Below are 15062 nucleotides of genomic sequence, written 5' to 3'. Positions count from 1 at the left end.
CTGTGCCGTGACGGAAAGTGGCTACAGGGCCGGAGGGGCGCCGCCGGTCCGGGACGCGAAGGCGATGACTCTCTTGTCGAACAGCAGCACGATCGCGGCGGCGGCCGGCACGAGCATGGCCAGTCCCGCCAGAGGGTATCCGCCAGTCAGGGTGGGGAAGCCGATGGTGAGGGCGAAAAGCTGGGCCACCAGGGCTCCCGCCCTCGGCCAGCGGTATCCGCCGAACAGGAATCGGGCCACGGCAAAGAGCCAGATGGAAGACCCAAGGAGCAATCCCAGCGTGAATACCGCGCCCCAGAACGAGAGCACCGGGGCTCCCGTCAGCAGTTGGCTTCCGTACCAGCCGGCAGCAATCAGCAGGGCGGCCGCCTCGAGCGCCACAATTGCTGCGATGACCGTTATTCCGGCCGGCCGCACACCCCGCCCGGGAGGACCGCCCGCGCCGGGTCCGGCAGGTTCGGAAGGGTTCTCAGACGGTCTTGACACACTGGCACAGTACCGGACATAGTCGTCTGAATGTGAGGGCGCCGCCAGCCCATGTGATGCATCGCTCACGATCCGGTGGCATGTCGAACCCAATTACCCCTTGTTTACACAGCGTTAACGTGACACGCTTAATCCAGATGACCGAGGGGGCCCCAGAGGGCCCCTTTCTTATGAAGCCTCTAGTGAATAATTTCACAAAGGCATTTAACGAGTTCCCAGGAATGGAGTGACTGATCAGCATGGATTGGCGTAACCGCGCAGCGTGCCTTGAAAAGGACCCGGAGCTGTTCTTCCCGGTAGGAAACACCGGCCCTGCCCTCCTGCAGATCGAGGAAGCCAAAAGCGTCTGCCGGCGCTGCCCGGTAGTGGATACCTGCCTGCAGTGGGCGCTTGAATCCGGCCAGGATGCCGGCGTCTGGGGCGGCATGAGCGAGGACGAACGCCGCGCCTTGAAGCGCCGCGCAGCACGCGCCCGCCGCGCCTCCTGATTTTTCCGCCTTCGGGCGGCACGTTTCCGCCTGCGGGCGGGACTGCAGCAAGGGCCGCAGACCCCAGGGTCTGCGGCCCTTGCGCGGTTAACAGCGCCGGCTCAGCGGGTGGCCAGGCTCAGCACGATCTGCACCGCGGTGCCGCCGCCCTCCCGCGCTGACCACCGGATGCTGCCGCCCAGCTCACTGGTGACGAGGGTGCGCACGATCTGCAGTCCGAGGCCTTCCGCATAAGGCGTCTCGGGAATGCCGACGCCGTCATCCGCCACGGTCACCGTCAGCAGTTCCTCACCGTCCTCGCCTTCCGAGCGGTTGGCGATCAGCCAGACCGTGCCGGCCCGCCCCTCCAGCCCATGCTCGACGGCGTTGGTCACCAGCTCGTTGATGACCAGGGCCAGCGGGGTGGCGAAGTCGCTGGGCAGCTCGCCGAACAGCCCGGAGCGCTGCGTCTTCACCTGCTGCGACGGCGAGGCCACCTCCGCGGAGAGACGGAACTGGCGCCCGATCAGCTCATCGAAGTCGACGCTCTGGGTGAGGCCCTGGGACAGCGTTTCGTGCACGAGGGCGATTGTCGCGACCCGGCGCATGGCCTGTTCGAGCCCCTGCTTGGCCTCGTCACTGACCATGCGCCGGGACTGCATCCGCAGCAGCGCGGCCACGGTCTGCAGGTTGTTCTTGACCCGGTGGTGGATCTCGCGGATCGTGGCGTCCTTCGTGACGAGTTCCATCTCCCGCCGCCGCAGCTCCGAGACGTCGCGGCACAGGACGAGCGCCCCGAACCGTTGCTCTTCGTCGCGCAGAGGAATGGCCCGCAGCGACAGGCTGACACCCCGCGATTCGATTTCACTGCGCCACGGCATCCGTCCGGTGACAACGAGCGGCAGCGTTTCATCGACCAGGCGCCGGTCCTTCAGGAGCCCTGCAGTCACCTCGGCAAGGCTCCGGCCTTCGAGCGATTCGCCGTCGCCGAGGCGCCGGAAGGCAGACACCCCGTTGGGGCTCGCATACTGGACGATCCCCTCGGCGTCGAGCCGGATCAGGCCGTCCCCCACCCGGGGTGCGCCGCGGCGCGAGCCGGTGGGGGAGGCAAAGTCCGGCCACAGTCCCAGGGTGCCCATCCGGAGCAGGTCGTAGGCGCACTGCCGGTAGGTCAGCTCCAGCCGGGACGGCATGCGCGAGCTGGAAAGGTCCATGTGCGTCGTGACGATGGCCAGCGTCCGGCCGTTGCGGACCATCGGCACAGCCTCGACCCGCAGGGCCATGTCGCTGCTCCAGTTGGTCTCATTTGAGCGCTCGATGGTGCGGCTCTCCCAGGCCTTGTCGACCAGCGGCCTCAGGTCCGATCTGATCCCCTCCCCCACGAAGTCGGCGTGGAACACCGTATGCGTGGTGGAGGGGCGGACATGGGCCAGCGCCACATAGCCGAACTCGGGATGCGGAAACCACAGCGCCAGGTCTGCGAACGCCAGGTCGGCGACCATCTGCCAGTCGCCGACCAAGAGGTGAAGCCACTCGGCATCCCCCGGGCCGAAATCAGCATGCTCCCTGATAGGGTCCGTAAAGATTGCCACAGCACCTCCATTTGCGACGCGGCGAGCAGCAAGGTGCTCCTAGCGTCGAACGATTGACCTCAAGAGCCTCAATGCTACCGACAGGGACGCCATGTCATCGGCCTCGAGGGCGTTGACCTCGTCGAACATGCGCTCCGCACGGTCCAGCTGTTCCACATTCTGGCTTTCCCACAGCTCCAGCCGTTCCTCCGCGGGGGTTCCGGGAGGCGTCGACTCCAGCACCGCGGTCGTCATGTCCGACACGGTCGAGTAGAGGTCGTCGCGCAGGGCCGCGCGTGCCAGCGCCTGCCAGCGGTCCTGCCTGGGCAGCTTGGTGATGCGTTCCAGCAGGGAATCCGCGTGGAAGCGGTCAAACACCGTGTAGTAGACATGCGCGATGCTCTCCACATGCTCCGGGCTGACGTGGACGATCTTGGCGATGTCCAGCAGCACGAAACTTTCGAACAGCTCCGCCCAGCGGTGGGCCAGGTCTTCCGGCAGTTCCCAGCTGCGCGCCTTCTCCAGCCATGCAGACACCCGGGCACGGTCGTCGCCCCGCAGATAGTCGAGCAGCCGAGCACGCATCGGGTCCATCAGCGGCTTGAACTCTCCGACGATCTCGGCGATCGGCCGGGACGCGTTACTTTGGCTCAGAACCCAGCGGACGGCCCGGTCCAGGAGCCGGCGGATGTCCAGGTGGACGGTACTCCAGTGCTCGGTCGGGAAGGAAGCCGGCAGCTCATTGAGCTCCCCGACCATGATGTCCAGCTCATAGACCTCGCGGAGCGCCACAAACGCCTTGGCTACGGCGGCCTCGGTGGCCGAGGTCTCCTCCATCGCCCGGAACACGAAGGTGATACCGCCCATGTTGATCATGTCGTTGGCCACCACCGTCGCGATGATTTCCCGGCGCAGCGGGTGGGTGTCCAGTTCGGCGTCGAACCTCTCCCGCAGCTGCTTGGGAAAGTATGCCCGGAGCGTTTCACGGAACCACGGATCCTCGGACAGCGAACTGTCCCGCAGCGCCGTCGCGAGTTCGATCTTGGCGTAGGCCGCCAGCACGGAGAGCTCCGGCGCCGTCAGCCCCTGGCCCTGTTCGAGGCGCTCCTGCAGCGTCTCCGTGGTGGGCAGTGCCTCCAGATCGCGCTTCAGGTCCGCCGACTTCTCCAGCCAGTCCATCAGGCGTTCGTAGCTGGGACTCCATTCGGAGACCCGCATGCGGTCGTTGAGCAGCAGGATGTTCTGGTCGATGTTGTCCTGGAGCACCAGCCGGCCGACTTCGTCCGTCATCGAGGCCAGGAATCCGGCGCGTTCGGCGGGGTCAAGCTTTCCCGCCGCCACCATCCGATCGACGAAGATCTTGATGTTGACCTCGTGGTCCGAGCAGTCCACGCCGGCCGAGTTGTCGATCGCGTCTGTGTTCAGGATGACGCCCTGAAGCGCGGCCTCGATGCGTCCGCGTTGCGTCATGCCCAGGTTGCCGCCTTCGCCGACGACCTTCACCCGCAGATCGCGGCCGTCGACCCGGATGGAGTCGTTGGCCTTGTCGCCGACCTCGGCATTCGTTTCGGTGCTCGCCTTGACGTAGGTGCCGATTCCGCCGTTGTAGAGCAGATCGGCCGGGGCCAGCAGGATCGTGCGGAGCAGTTCGGGCGGGCTCAGCTGGGTCGTGCCGTCCGGCAGTCCCAGTGCCGCCCTCACCTGCGCCGACACGGGAATCGACTTGGCCTGGCGTGCGAACACGCCGCCGCCTGCGCTGATCAGTGACTTGTCGTAGTCGTCCCAGGAGGAGCGGGGCAGTTCGAAGAGCCGCTGGCGCTCCGCGAACGACACGGCCTCGTCCGGGGTCGGATCCAGGAAAATGTGCCGGTGGTCGAAGGCTGCCAGCAGACGGATGTGCTTCGAGAGCAGCATGCCGTTGCCGAAAACGTCGCCGGACATGTCGCCGACGCCGACGACCGTGAACGGTTCGGACTGCGTGTCCAGGTCCAGCTCGCTGAAGTGGCGTTTGACGGACTCCCAGGCGCCGCGGGCGGTGATGCCCATGGCCTTGTGGTCGTAGCCGACCGAGCCGCCGGACGCGAAGGCGTCGCCGAGCCAGAAGCCGTATTCGGCGGCGAGGCCGTTGGCGATGTCGGAGAAGGAGGCCGTGCCCTTGTCGGCCGCCACCACGAGGTAGGAGTCGTCGTCGTCGTGGCGCACGACGTCGGCCGGCGGCACAAGCGCCGCGCCGTGCGGCGTCGTGATGAGGTTGTCCGTGATGTCCAGCAGGCCGCGGATGAAGGTCTTGTAGCAATCGATGCCTTCGGCCAGCCAGGCGCTCCGGTCCGACGCCGGGTCCGGGAGCTGCTTGGCGTAGAAGCCGCCCTTGGCTCCGGTGGGAACGATCACGGCGTTCTTGACGGTCTGCGCCTTGACGAGGCCGAGGATCTCCGTGCGGAAGTCCTCGCGCCGGTCCGACCAGCGCAGGCCGCCGCGGGCCACCTTGCCGAAGCGCAGGTGCACGCCTTCGACGCGGGGCGAGTAGACCCAGATCTCGAACATCGGCGTCGGGAACGGCAGCCCATCGATGGCGGCGGGATTCAGTTTGAAGCTGACGTGGGTCTTGTTCTGGTAATAGTTCGTCCGCAAGGTGGCCTGGATCAGGTTCGCGAAGGTGCGCAGGACCCGGTCGGCGTCGAGAGTCGCCACCTGTTCGATGGCTGCGTCCAGTTCGGCCCGGACCTCGCCCTGCCTGATCCGGCGTTCGTCCTCACCCAGCGAAGGATCGAAGCGGGCCTCGAACAGGGCGCTGAGCCCGCGGGTGACATCCGCGTTGGCCAGCAGCGTGTCCGACATGAACTCGAAGGAGTTGGTGTTGCCCATCTGCCGCATGTACTTCGCATAGGCACGCAACACGATGACCTGCCGCCAGTGCATCCGTTCACGCAGCACCAGACGGTCGAAGGTGTCCGATTCCACGGCACCCGACACCGCGGCGCCGAAGGACGCCGCGAGCAGCTGGCCCGTCGTCAGGGGGTCCACCCCGGCCGGGTATTTCAGGCCGAGGTCATAGAGGAAGAAGTCGCGGTGATCCGACGTCTCGATCTCGAAGGGTCGCTCGTCCAGCACCTCCAGGCCAAGGTTGTGGAAGTACGGCAGGATCTGGCTGAGGCTCTTGGGCTCCAGCATGTAGAGCTTGACCCGGGCGTCTTCCTCCAGCGTGGCGCCGGCACCTTCCGGCATGTACACGTGGACGCCGGGCTCTTCCTCGACGCCCTCGCCGGCCCGCTCGGCAGCAGCACCGTACTTCTCGAACCGGGCGATGTCCTCCAGGGCATCTTCCACTTCGTAGTCGACCCGGTAGCTGGCCGGGAAGGCCTCGGCCCAGATCGAAGCCAGTTCCTTGGTGGTGTTGTCCCCGGCGGTGGTTGCCCCCGCGGTTGCGGCCCTGCCGCCGTCGGCGGTGGCGCGGAGGACTTCGGAGATGCCTTCGCCCCAGGACCGTGCCGCCCGGACGAGGCGCTTCTCCAGCTCGTCGCTGCTGATGTTGCTGACATCAGCGCCCTTGGGGAGGCGGATGCGGAAGAAGAGCCGCGCCAGCGCGGATTCGGTCATCCGGGCCTCGTAGTCGATGGACACCGCGTTGAATGTCTCCCGCAGTTCCTCTTCGATGCGCAGGCGCACGTTCGTGGTGTACCGGTCACGCGGAAGGTAGACGACGGCGGACATGAACCTGCCGTAGATGTCCGGCCGGAGGAACAGCCGGGTGCGGCGTCGTTCCTGCAGCCGCTGGATGCCCGTGGCGATGGCGGCGAGGTCGGGGATTTCAATCTGGAAGAGCTCGTCGCGCGGGTAGGTTTCAAGGATGCCCAGCAGGTCTTTGCCGGAATGGGAGTCCGGCGGGAAGCCGGCGTCGCGCAGCACGGCGGCCACTTTTTCGCGGACCACCGGGATGTCGCGGACGGATCCGGCGTACGCCGTCGTGGCGAAGAGTCCGATGAAGCGGCGTTCACCGTTGACGCTGCCGGCCGCGTCGAAGCTCTTGACCCCGATGTAGTCCAGGTAGGCCGGGCGGTGCACGGTGGAGCGGGAGTTGGCCTTCGTGATCACGAGCGCGCGTTTTTCGCGGGCCTTCTTCCGGCCGGCTTCGGTGAGGTGCTGGATCTGGTGCGGGGTGTCGGCTGCGCCGCGCAGCAGGCCAAGGCCGCTCTCATCCCGCGGTTCCAGGACGTCCTCGCCCGATTCGTTCCTGAGGTCATATTCGCGGTAGCCAAGGAACGTGAAGTTCCCGTCGTCCAGCCAGCGGAGCAGCGCCTGCGCCTGGCGGAGTTCAGCGATCTGAGCCGGGTTGGCCACTTTGTCCAGGTCCCGGGCGATCTCCTGAGCCTTATTCCGCATCTTCGGCCAGTCCTCGACGGCGGCGCGGACATCACCCAGTACCCGGCCGAGACCTTCCACCAGTTCCCCGTGCTTGGTGTCGCCGGCGCGGTCGATTTCGACGGCGATCCACGATTCCATGTGGGATGCGTTGTCGCCCTCAGCGATCAGGTGGGACAGGTTGGGCATCGCGGCCGTATCACCGCTGGAGATGCCCAGGTGGGAAGGAACGCGCGCAATCTTGACGAGCTCGCCGGTGCCGCGGTTGCGAGTGACGACGAACAGCGGGTGCATCACCAGGTGGATCGGGGCCTTCTGCCGGACCAGTTCCGCGTTGACGGAGTCCACGAGGAAGGGCATGTCGTCCGTGACGATGTAGACGACGCTGCAGTCCGGCTCGTCAACGATGGAGATGTTGGCAATGCCGGGGAGCCGCTGGGCCGCGACCTGGCGGTGCGTCTCGGCCCTGGCCGTCAGTACTTCGTGCGCATACCCGCGGGAGTCGTCCTCGGCAAGGTGCTCGTAATAGTCCCCGAGATACCCTTCCCCGGCACCGATCGAAACGGGTTGATCCTCCACGCTGGACCCAGACGACATCAACAAACGCCTCCATCAAAAAGTTCATGGCCGCCTCATTGCGGCCCTTACGGCGAGCCTAGCCCTTTGACAGGAGCTTTGCTGTGGAAGAAAACACAGAGGATTTGCGATTTCGCTGGGCAGGTGCACAAACGAGATTGGCAATGGCCCTTCGGAGCATGGAGTCCGGCGCAGTTTCGAGCAGCAGCGAGCCAGCCAGCAGCGCCGCATCGGCGGCTGCGGTGTCCGCCGGAACGAAGCCGGAGAGCGCCAGCCCCGGTCCGTACCGCTCCCACGCCTCGCGCAATTGCCGCTCAGGGGACCGTCCCACAGCGGCGGCGCGGACCTTGTTCATCACGATCCGCGGTGACGCCTGCGGAACGGCGGCTTCCAGCTGGGCCAGCCCCCGGACCAGCCGAGGCACGCCGATAGAGTCCGCAGCGCCGACGGCAAAGACCGTGTCCGCCACTTCAAGGCTTCGCAGTGTCGCCGCGTTCCGGCGTGGAGCCATGGTGTCGAAGCTCAGCTCCTCATCGGCCTCCAGACAGAAACCGGTGTCAATGACCGTCACGTCGGCCACCTCCCGTGCCCGGTCCAGCACCAGGGAGAGCGCGGCGGCGCGGAGCTCCGTCCACCGGTCCGCGCGGGTGATCCCGGTGAGCACCCGGAAGGTCCCGGACTTGATGGCCACCGGGGTGGCGATCCTGCGCAGCGCGTCTCCATCCAACAGGCCCTGGTCTGCAAGCCTGCAGGCTTGCGCCAGCCCGGCCGCTTCATCCAGCAGGCCGAGCATGGCCGCGACGCTGGCGCCGTAACTATCGGCGTCAACCAGCAGCACTGATTTGCCTTCCGCGGCGAGTTCCCCGGCGATGTTGGCAGCTATGAGGGTCCTGCCCGGCGAGCCTGCGGGGCCCCAGACGGCGATGATCTGCCCCTTCCCTGAACCATGCGGGGAACGGCCCGCACCGCCGTCGGACGGGCGGAGTGCGGTCCCGGCCCCGGTGAAGGCGAGGTCGGCTCCCAACGCCGGTCGGGGCCCCGCTCCGCTCAGCTGCGCCACTGCCCCTATGATCAGGCTGGCAAGGGCGGCGGCGTCGACGCCAGGCAACTCGGCGACCACCCCTATCCCCCGCAGCCGGGTCATTTCCGCCGGATTGTCAGTCAGAGCCAGGACAGCTACCCCGACGGCTGACAGCCGGTCCACCAGCGACGCCGACAACTCCTCGCTGCCCTCCGCCACGACGGCAGCCCGGGCCAGTCCGCTCTGGCAGGCAGCCAGCAGTTCCGCGAGTTCACTGCATCGCCTGACGACGGACACCGGCCCATGGAGGCGCTCCAGCCCGCCCACCAGGTCTTCGCTCGAACGCCCGACGGTCACGACCGGAATGCTCATTGGGAGGTACCGCCCGGATTCCAGACGACCGATATTTTTGCCTTGTTGGCCTGCGCCCCCAGCAATTCCGGCATTTGGCTGTCCTTGACCAGGACCATCACAACAGTTGACCGCGCAGAACCGAGAGCGGTGCTGCCCGGAGTGATCTGGGCGATTTCCGCCCCCGGGAGCAGCAGGACGGGTTGGCTGAAGCCGTTGCGGGTATCCGGAAGGGCCACCCAGACATCCACCCTGGAGCCGGCCACAGCCTGTCCAGGAAGGACCTCGTCGATGGTGACGGAAACCGGCTTGCGGTCCAGGAGGTCGAGCCGCCCCATGCTGTCACGCGGCACCAGCTGATCCTTGCCGATCCTTTGAACTGCGACGAGCCCTTCGCCCAGGCCCGCCTCCGGAGTCAGGTAGTGCGGCTCGACGTCGCCGAGGCGGACCTTTACCCGGTTCAGCTTGTCCGCAGTCACTTTCTCACCGACGGCGATCGGTTCCCGTGCGGCGTACGCCTCCGTGGTTTGGTCGGCTGCCCCCACCAGCGAGATGACTCCTGTCATCGAGGCGAGCACGAGCAGGATTCCGACGACGAGACGGGGATCCTTCCAGGAAGGCTTCTTCAGCCGCGCACCGCCGGCCACCGTGCTCACGCCCATGCGCCCGCTCCCTGTCTGTCACCCCGGCTGGTGGTGCCGGGAACCCTCATTGTGACGTCTTGCAGGCCCGGACGGGAAGATGCGGCGCCAAACAACTTCAATGTGTGGATAACGGCACCAGATGAACCCATCGGTGGCAAAATGGAGTTATGCCCCGATTCCTCACCCTGGCAGATGTTGCCGAGCAGCTCCAGATCAATGCTCCGGCCGCCTATGCGCTGGTGCGCAGCGGCGAGCTCAAAGCAATCCAGGTGGGCGGCCGCGGCCAGTGGCGTGTGGAGGAAAAGATGCTCGAGCAATACATCGAGGAGCGCTACGCCGAGGCTAGCCGCATGATCGCCGAGGCCAAGTCCAAGACCGTGTGAGCCTGCGGCCCTGCGGCGCTGGCGAGAGTTCCCGCTCGGGGCTTTTCCGCTGACACCAGCCCGCTATGCCTCCGCGGTCCGGGCCGATCTGAGTGCCGCCAACGCGGAAAATGGGATGGTCACCATCTGGCGCACGTTGGCCGCACGCCGGTCCTCCCCCTCCTCCGTCGCGGCGAGGTCCAGGTGGTCGCGCCCCACTCTGTCGATCACGCCATGGAGCGGGGTTTCTCCGGCCGCGCTCCGCACTGCCAGGACTGCCAGGCGCGTCCGGTCCCTCGCCAGCCCCCGTAACGCGCTGGCCAGGCCGAGCCGCTGACGGACTCTGGATGGTTCGCCAACCGCCAGGCTGGACAACCCGAGGTACTGGACCACGGCCGCGTACGGGATCAAGACCTGGTGCAGTGGCTCATTGAGGACCAGCGCCTCACTGCCGGCGTGGCTCAGGGTGCCCCCGAACACCGTTCCGGAGGAGAGCTGGACGCTGACCGGCAGGCCGAGTGATCCGCGGAGCCTGTCTGCCAACTCCACGGCCGCCGCTTCCGCGCGCATCCGCTCCGCGATTTCAGCATCCAGATCAAGCCGCTCGCTGGCGGCCAGTTGTGCCTCCAGATCTGTGAACAGGGTGTCCCAACGCATGACGCCAGCGTAGGCGCGCGCTCATTCGGGGTCAATCCACACAATTCCGGCAGGTCCTAGACAAATCGCCACGACGTGGATCACACTCTTATAAATGCATCAAAACGAATCAAACTGTATCAAACTGCATTCAATGAGAACGAAAGTGGACGTCATGGACAGTGAAGAGTCTTCGCCCCGGAGATCGGGGCCCCGGCACCTCCCGGCGACCGACGCCGCACTGGCCGTTGTGATTCTGCTGCTGGGTTTCTTCCTGGCAGGAACCGGAAGCAGCCTCGTGCAGCGTTGGCGTTCCTCCTCGGCGCGTCAGCAGTCGCTGGCGTTCGAGGACCAGCTCGGCATCATCGCCAACACCACCGGCCTGATCGTGATCACGTGGTGGGTCATGTCGCTTACGGCCGCGGTGGCTGCGGCGCTGCTTGAGCGCAGCGGCAGGACCCGCGCCGCGACGGCCACAAGCAAATTCAGCCCCGCGTTCATGCGACGCCTCGCTCTGGCCGCCGTCGGATTCCAGCTCCTCGCGGCACCGTTGGCCACCGCGGCCACGGCGCCCCCGCGCCCCGACCCCGGTTCCTTCCCCCGGCCGGCCGTCTCCGCGCAGTGGACTCCGACCGCAGCGGCTGCCAAAGGCCTGGTTCTCCCCCGCCGCATGCTCGACCTTGCCGCCCCGGCTTCCCAGGCTGAAACAACCGCCCCTGCTCCCGCGACCGGTCCCGCGACGAGTCCCGCCGCTCCCGGGCCTGACGTCACCGCGCGATGGACGCCCCGCGCCCCCGCCGTGGAGCCCGGCCCACTGGCGGCGCGTCAGCTCCGCACGCAAGATCCCGCGGGATCACGCGCCGAGGTAACTGTCCGTTCCGGGGATTCACTCTGGAGCCTGGCCGCGGCCGGGCTCGGGCCGTTCGCGTCGGACGTCGACATTGCCCGGGAGTGGCCCCGGCTGTATCAGGCCAACCGGGCGATCATCGGAGAGAGCCCCCACCTCCTGCGTCCGGGCCAGGTCCTCAGACTTCCCCCTGGAGACTAAGGCCGACGCCGGGAACACGGCCACGACGCACCAGGCACCGCTCGGCGGGGCCTCGGCGCCAAAGACCTTCAGCAAAGAGAGAAACGCAGCAACACAGGAATCCAGCAACAGCCAACAGCAAAGGAACCACCATGAGCGCCAACACCGGGATCCGCGCACTCGCGGCAACCCCAGCATCACCCCGCACCCCTCTCCGCGTGGTCCCCGCTGGTGCCGCCCCGGCGCCGGGCCGCGCGGCAGCTCCGCACACTGCAACGGCGGAACATCGTGCACCCTTGCAAGTCGTGGATGAGGGTCGCGAAATCTGCACAATCTGCCGCGGCACGGTCCAGGCCGCGATCGAGGTCCTTGCCGGTACACGGCCGGTCCAGCAGCTGGCCCGGCGGCTCGACGAGCGCTGCCTTGCGGCCCTGCAACACCGGGCGGCCCTGACGCGGCGGGTGGCGTCCGGGAACTCTCCGACCGCCGGACGGTTGCACCGAAACCCCTCCGTGCGCTCGGTCCGGGCCTGCAAGGTCTCCGAGGACGTCTATGAGGCCAGTGCCGTGGTGGTCGACGAGCTCCGCGTCCGCGCCGTCGCTCTCCGGCTGGAACGTAGCAGGCTTGTCTGGCGGGTCACGGCGCTGGAAATCGGCTGACACCGCAGGCCGCACAGTAAGGCCGCACAGTCAGGCCCAGAGACGGCCGGGGCTCCCGGAAGGACAGGGCTCACGGAAGGAGGAGAGAGAAGCCGAAGGGGACCGGAACAAGTGTTCCGGTCCCCTTCCATGGCCGTCGATGGTGCGTCAGCGGCTGGCTTAGCGCCGCTTCTTCTTGCTGGCGCGGCGCGGGGCGTCCTGGGCTGCGGCCTTGGCCGGGTTTCCGGAGCGGCCGGAGGCCTTGGCCTCGACCCGCGTCTGGGCCGCGCCGTCCTCGCCGGGAGCGGTGTACTGCAGCTGGGCAGGCTTCTCAGGGGCTTCGAGTCCGGCAGCGTGGATCTGCGGCTCGTGGTGCTCCGTGTGCTGGCCCGCGGCGTCGGCGATCACCACGTCCTCAGCGGGGGTCACCTCGACCTCAAGGTTGAACAGGAAGCCGACGCTTTCCTCGCGGATGGCCTCCATCATGGCCTGGAACATGATGAAGCCCTCGCGCTGGTACTCCACCAGGGGATCGCGCTGGGCCATCGCGCGCAGGCCGATGCCTTCCTTCAGGTAGTCCATCTCATAGAGGTGTTCCTGCCATTTGCGTCCGATCACCGACAGGACAACCCGGCGCTCGAGCTCGCGCATGCTCTCGGAGCCGATCGCCTCTTCGCGTGCCTGGTAGACCAGGCGGGCGTCGGAGAGGATCTCCTCCCTGAGGAAGTCCACCGTAATCCGCGACTTGCCGCCGGCCTCATCGATCAGGTCGCGCGGCGTGACGCTCACCGGGTACAGGGTCTTGAGGTTGGACCACAGCAGGTTGAAATCCCAGTCGTCGCCGGTGCCCTCGGCCGTGGCTTCCTCGATGAAGGCGTTGATGGTGTCTTCCAGGAAAAACTGGACCTTCTCATGGAGGTCATCGCCTTCCAGGATGCGCCGGCGGTCGCCGTAGATGGCTTCGCGCTGGCGGTTCAGGACGTCGTCGTACTTCAGGACGTTCTTGCGCTGTTCGGCGTTCCGGCCCTCCACCTGGCCCTGGGCCGAGGCGATGGCGCGGGAGACGAGCTTGGATTCCAGCGCGACGTCGTCCGGCACCGAGCTGTTCATCAGCCGCTCAGCCGCGCCGGAGTTGAACAGGCGCATCAGGTCATCGGTCAGGGAGAGGTAGAACCGGGACTCGCCGGGGTCGCCCTGGCGGCCGGAGCGTCCGCGCAGCTGGTTGTCGATGCGGCGTGACTCGTGACGCTCGGTCCCGAGCACGTACAGGCCGCCGAGGTCGAGGACTTCTTCATGCTCTTCCTTGACCGACTGCTTGGCGGCTTCAAAGGCGGCCGGCCAGGCGGCCTCGTATTCTTCGGAGTTCTCCTCCGGATCCAGCCCGCGCTTGGCGAGTTCGGCAACGGCGGTGAACTCGGCATTGCCGCCGAGCATGATGTCGGTACCGCGGCCGGCCATGTTCGTGGCCACGGTGACGGCGGCCTTGCGGCCTGCCTGCGCCACGATCGCGGCTTCCCGCGCGTGGTTCTTGGCATTCAGCACCTCGTGCCGGACACCTTCCTTGGCCAGCAGCCGGGACAGGTATTCGCTCTTCTCGACGCTGGTGGTGCCGACCAGGATCGGCTGTCCCTTTTCATGTCGTTCGGCGATGTCCTGGACCACGGCGTCGAACTTGACTGCCTCATTCTTGTAGACCAGGTCCGCCTGATCGATCCGCGTCATGTCGCGGTTGGTGGGGATGGCGACGACGCCGAGCTTGTACGTGCTCATGAACTCGGCGGCCTCGGTCTCGGCCGTGCCCGTCATGCCGGCGAGCTTTTCATACATGCGGAAGTAGTTCTGCAGCGTCACCGTGGCGAGGGTCTGGTTCTCGGCCTTGATCTCGACGCCTTCTTTGGCTTCGATGGCCTGGTGCATGCCCTCGTTGTACCGCCGGCCGGCAAGGATGCGTCCGGTGTGCTCGTCCACGATCAGCACTTCGCCGTCGAGGATGACGTAGTCCTTGTCCCGCTTGAACAGTTCCTTGGCCTTGATGGCGTTGTTCAGGAAGCCGATGAGCGGGGTGTTGGCGGACTCGTACAGGTTGTGGATGCCGAGGTAGTCCTCCACCTTTTCGATCCCGGCCTCGAGGACGCCGACGGTGCGCTTCTTCTCGTCGACCTCATAGTCGGCCTCGGGCTTCAGCCGCGTGACCACCTTGGCGAATTCGCTGTACCAGCGGTTGGTGTCGCCCTGGGCGGGTCCGGAGATGATGAGCGGAGTGCGGGGCCTCGTCGATGAGGATGGAGTCCACTTCATCAACGATGGCGAAGTGGTGGCCACGCTGGACGAGTTCCGACTTGTCCCACGCCATGTTGTCACGCAGGTAGTCGAAGCCGAATTCGTTGTTGGTGCCATAGGTGATGTCCGCGGCGTACTGCTCGCGGCGCACGGCGGGGTCCTGGTTGGACAGGATGCAGCCGCTGCTCAGGCCCAGGAAGCGGTAGACGCGGCCCATGAGGTCGGACTGGTATTCGGCGAGGTAGTCGTTCACGGTGATGACGTGCACGCCGTTGCCGGCGAGGGCGTTGAGGTAGGCCGGAGCGGTGGCCACCAGGGTCTTGCCTTCACCGGTCTTCATCTCGGCGATGTTGCCCAGATGGAGGGCGGCGCCGCCCATCAGCTGGACATCGAAGTGGCGCATGCCGAGGGTGCGGGAGGACGCTTCACGGACGGCGGCGAACGCCTCGGGCAGCAGCTCGTCCAGCTTTTCGCCGTCGACGTGCCGGGCACGGAGGCGGTCAGTCTCTTCACGCAATTCGGCGTCGGTGAAGGTCTTGAAGGAGCTTTCCAGGGCGTTAATGGAATCGGCATAGTTCCGCAGTTGCCTCAGGGTTTTTTTGTCACCGGTGCGGAGAAGTTTTTCGATAAGTGATGCCACGTGA

The 15062-nt window shown here is 66.5% G+C and carries 12 protein-coding genes; 4 read left to right on the top strand and 8 right to left on the bottom strand.

The features are described from left to right. Positions 1–21 precede the first annotated feature (21 nt). Positions 22–486 (bottom strand): hypothetical protein, encoded by a 465-nt coding sequence (locus tag ACVWZ8_RS14265; protein WP_456504970.1) that lies wholly within the window; start codon positions 484–486, stop codon positions 22–24. A gap of 239 nt (positions 487–725) precedes the next feature. On the opposite strand from ACVWZ8_RS14265, the gene ACVWZ8_RS14260 reads away from it, so the two are divergent. Then, entirely contained in the window at positions 726–974 is a 249-nt protein-coding gene (locus ACVWZ8_RS14260) for a WhiB family transcriptional regulator (RefSeq protein WP_015937605.1), read from the top strand. A 101-nt stretch (positions 975–1075) separates the two neighbouring features. On the opposite strand, the gene ACVWZ8_RS14255 is transcribed toward ACVWZ8_RS14260, so the two are convergent. From ACVWZ8_RS14255 to ACVWZ8_RS14240, 4 genes are read right to left on the bottom strand one after another with little or no spacing between them, the layout of a single operon-like run. Continuing rightward, positions 1076–2545: a sensor histidine kinase gene (locus ACVWZ8_RS14255; RefSeq protein WP_426978721.1), complete on the bottom strand. Its 1470-nt coding sequence runs from the start codon at positions 2543–2545 to the stop codon at positions 1076–1078. Positions 2546–2584: 39 nt separating this feature from the next. Further along, positions 2585–7480, bottom strand: a complete 4896-nt coding sequence (locus tag ACVWZ8_RS14250) for an NAD-glutamate dehydrogenase (RefSeq protein ID WP_456504969.1) — start codon at positions 7478–7480, stop codon at positions 2585–2587. Between the two features lie 58 nt (positions 7481–7538). Beyond that, positions 7539–8852 (bottom strand): AAA family ATPase, encoded by a 1314-nt coding sequence (locus tag ACVWZ8_RS14245; RefSeq protein ID WP_456504968.1) that lies wholly within the window; start codon positions 8850–8852, stop codon positions 7539–7541. Beyond that, on the bottom strand, positions 8849–9493 hold the full coding sequence (locus tag ACVWZ8_RS14240) for a CpaB family protein (protein ID WP_426978727.1): 645 nt from the start codon (positions 9491–9493) through the stop codon (positions 8849–8851). Before ACVWZ8_RS14240 ends, ACVWZ8_RS14245 begins: the two co-directional genes overlap by 4 nt. A gap of 149 nt (positions 9494–9642) precedes the next feature. Here ACVWZ8_RS14240 and ACVWZ8_RS14235 point away from each other — a divergent pair, with 149 nt between their 5' ends. Continuing rightward, the gene (locus tag ACVWZ8_RS14235; protein ID WP_306916140.1) at positions 9643–9858 is read left to right on the top strand and encodes a helix-turn-helix domain-containing protein; all 216 of its coding nucleotides are present in this window, start codon (positions 9643–9645) and stop codon (positions 9856–9858) included. Positions 9859–9921: 63 nt separating this feature from the next. Here ACVWZ8_RS14235 and ACVWZ8_RS14230 read toward each other — a convergent pair whose 3' ends face one another. Then, positions 9922–10494: a hypothetical protein gene (locus ACVWZ8_RS14230; protein ID WP_456504967.1), complete on the bottom strand. Its 573-nt coding sequence runs from the start codon at positions 10492–10494 to the stop codon at positions 9922–9924. 133 nt (positions 10495–10627) lie between these two features. Between ACVWZ8_RS14230 and ACVWZ8_RS14225 the strand changes: the two genes are divergently transcribed. Together ACVWZ8_RS14225 and ACVWZ8_RS14220 are read left to right on the top strand one after the other, a co-directional pair. Beyond that, positions 10628–11521 carry a LysM peptidoglycan-binding domain-containing protein gene (locus ACVWZ8_RS14225; RefSeq protein ID WP_456504966.1) on the top strand — a complete coding sequence of 298 codons (894 nt, stop codon included), beginning with the start codon at positions 10628–10630 and terminating at the stop codon, positions 11519–11521. A 131-nt stretch (positions 11522–11652) separates the two neighbouring features. Beyond that, the gene (locus ACVWZ8_RS14220; RefSeq protein WP_426978733.1) at positions 11653–12159 is read left to right on the top strand and encodes an Rv3235 family protein; all 507 of its coding nucleotides are present in this window, start codon (positions 11653–11655) and stop codon (positions 12157–12159) included. A gap of 159 nt (positions 12160–12318) precedes the next feature. Here ACVWZ8_RS14220 and secA read toward each other — a convergent pair whose 3' ends face one another. Both secA and ACVWZ8_RS14210 read right to left on the bottom strand, forming a co-directional pair. Continuing rightward, a complete protein-coding gene (secA, locus tag ACVWZ8_RS14215) occupies positions 12319–14388 on the bottom strand; it encodes a preprotein translocase subunit SecA (RefSeq protein ID WP_456505954.1) in 2070 nt (689 codons plus the stop codon). Next, positions 14300–15058, bottom strand: coding sequence for a DEAD/DEAH box helicase (locus tag ACVWZ8_RS14210; protein ID WP_456504965.1), 759 nt, complete (start codon positions 15056–15058; stop codon positions 14300–14302). Before ACVWZ8_RS14210 ends, secA begins: the two co-directional genes overlap by 89 nt. Positions 15059–15062 lie beyond the last annotated feature (4 nt).

This window comes from Arthrobacter sp. UYCu723, assembly GCF_054059215.1.
Note: the sequence above shows the minus strand (reverse complement) of the source record. Positions and strands in the feature narration are given on the sequence as shown.

What these genes read in the sequence shown, in the direction of transcription:
- ACVWZ8_RS14260 (WP_015937605.1), top strand. Translation starts at nt 726, where the DNA reads ATGGATTGGCGTAACCGCGCAGCGTGCCTTGAAAAGGACCCGGAGCTG.
- ACVWZ8_RS14250 (WP_456504969.1), bottom strand. Translation starts at nt 7,480, where the DNA reads ATGTCGTCTGGGTCCAGCGTGGAGGATCAACCCGTTTCGATCGGTGCC.
- ACVWZ8_RS14245 (WP_456504968.1), bottom strand. Translation starts at nt 8,852, where the DNA reads ATGAGCATTCCGGTCGTGACCGTCGGGCGTTCGAGCGAAGACCTGGTG.
- ACVWZ8_RS14240 (WP_426978727.1), bottom strand. Translation starts at nt 9,493, where the DNA reads ATGGGCGTGAGCACGGTGGCCGGCGGTGCGCGGCTGAAGAAGCCTTCC.
- ACVWZ8_RS14235 (WP_306916140.1), top strand. Translation starts at nt 9,643, where the DNA reads ATGCCCCGATTCCTCACCCTGGCAGATGTTGCCGAGCAGCTCCAGATC.
- ACVWZ8_RS14230 (WP_456504967.1), bottom strand. Translation starts at nt 10,494, where the DNA reads ATGCGTTGGGACACCCTGTTCACAGATCTGGAGGCACAACTGGCCGCC.
- ACVWZ8_RS14225 (WP_456504966.1), top strand. Translation starts at nt 10,628, where the DNA reads ATGAGAACGAAAGTGGACGTCATGGACAGTGAAGAGTCTTCGCCCCGG.
- ACVWZ8_RS14220 (WP_426978733.1), top strand. Translation starts at nt 11,653, where the DNA reads ATGAGCGCCAACACCGGGATCCGCGCACTCGCGGCAACCCCAGCATCA.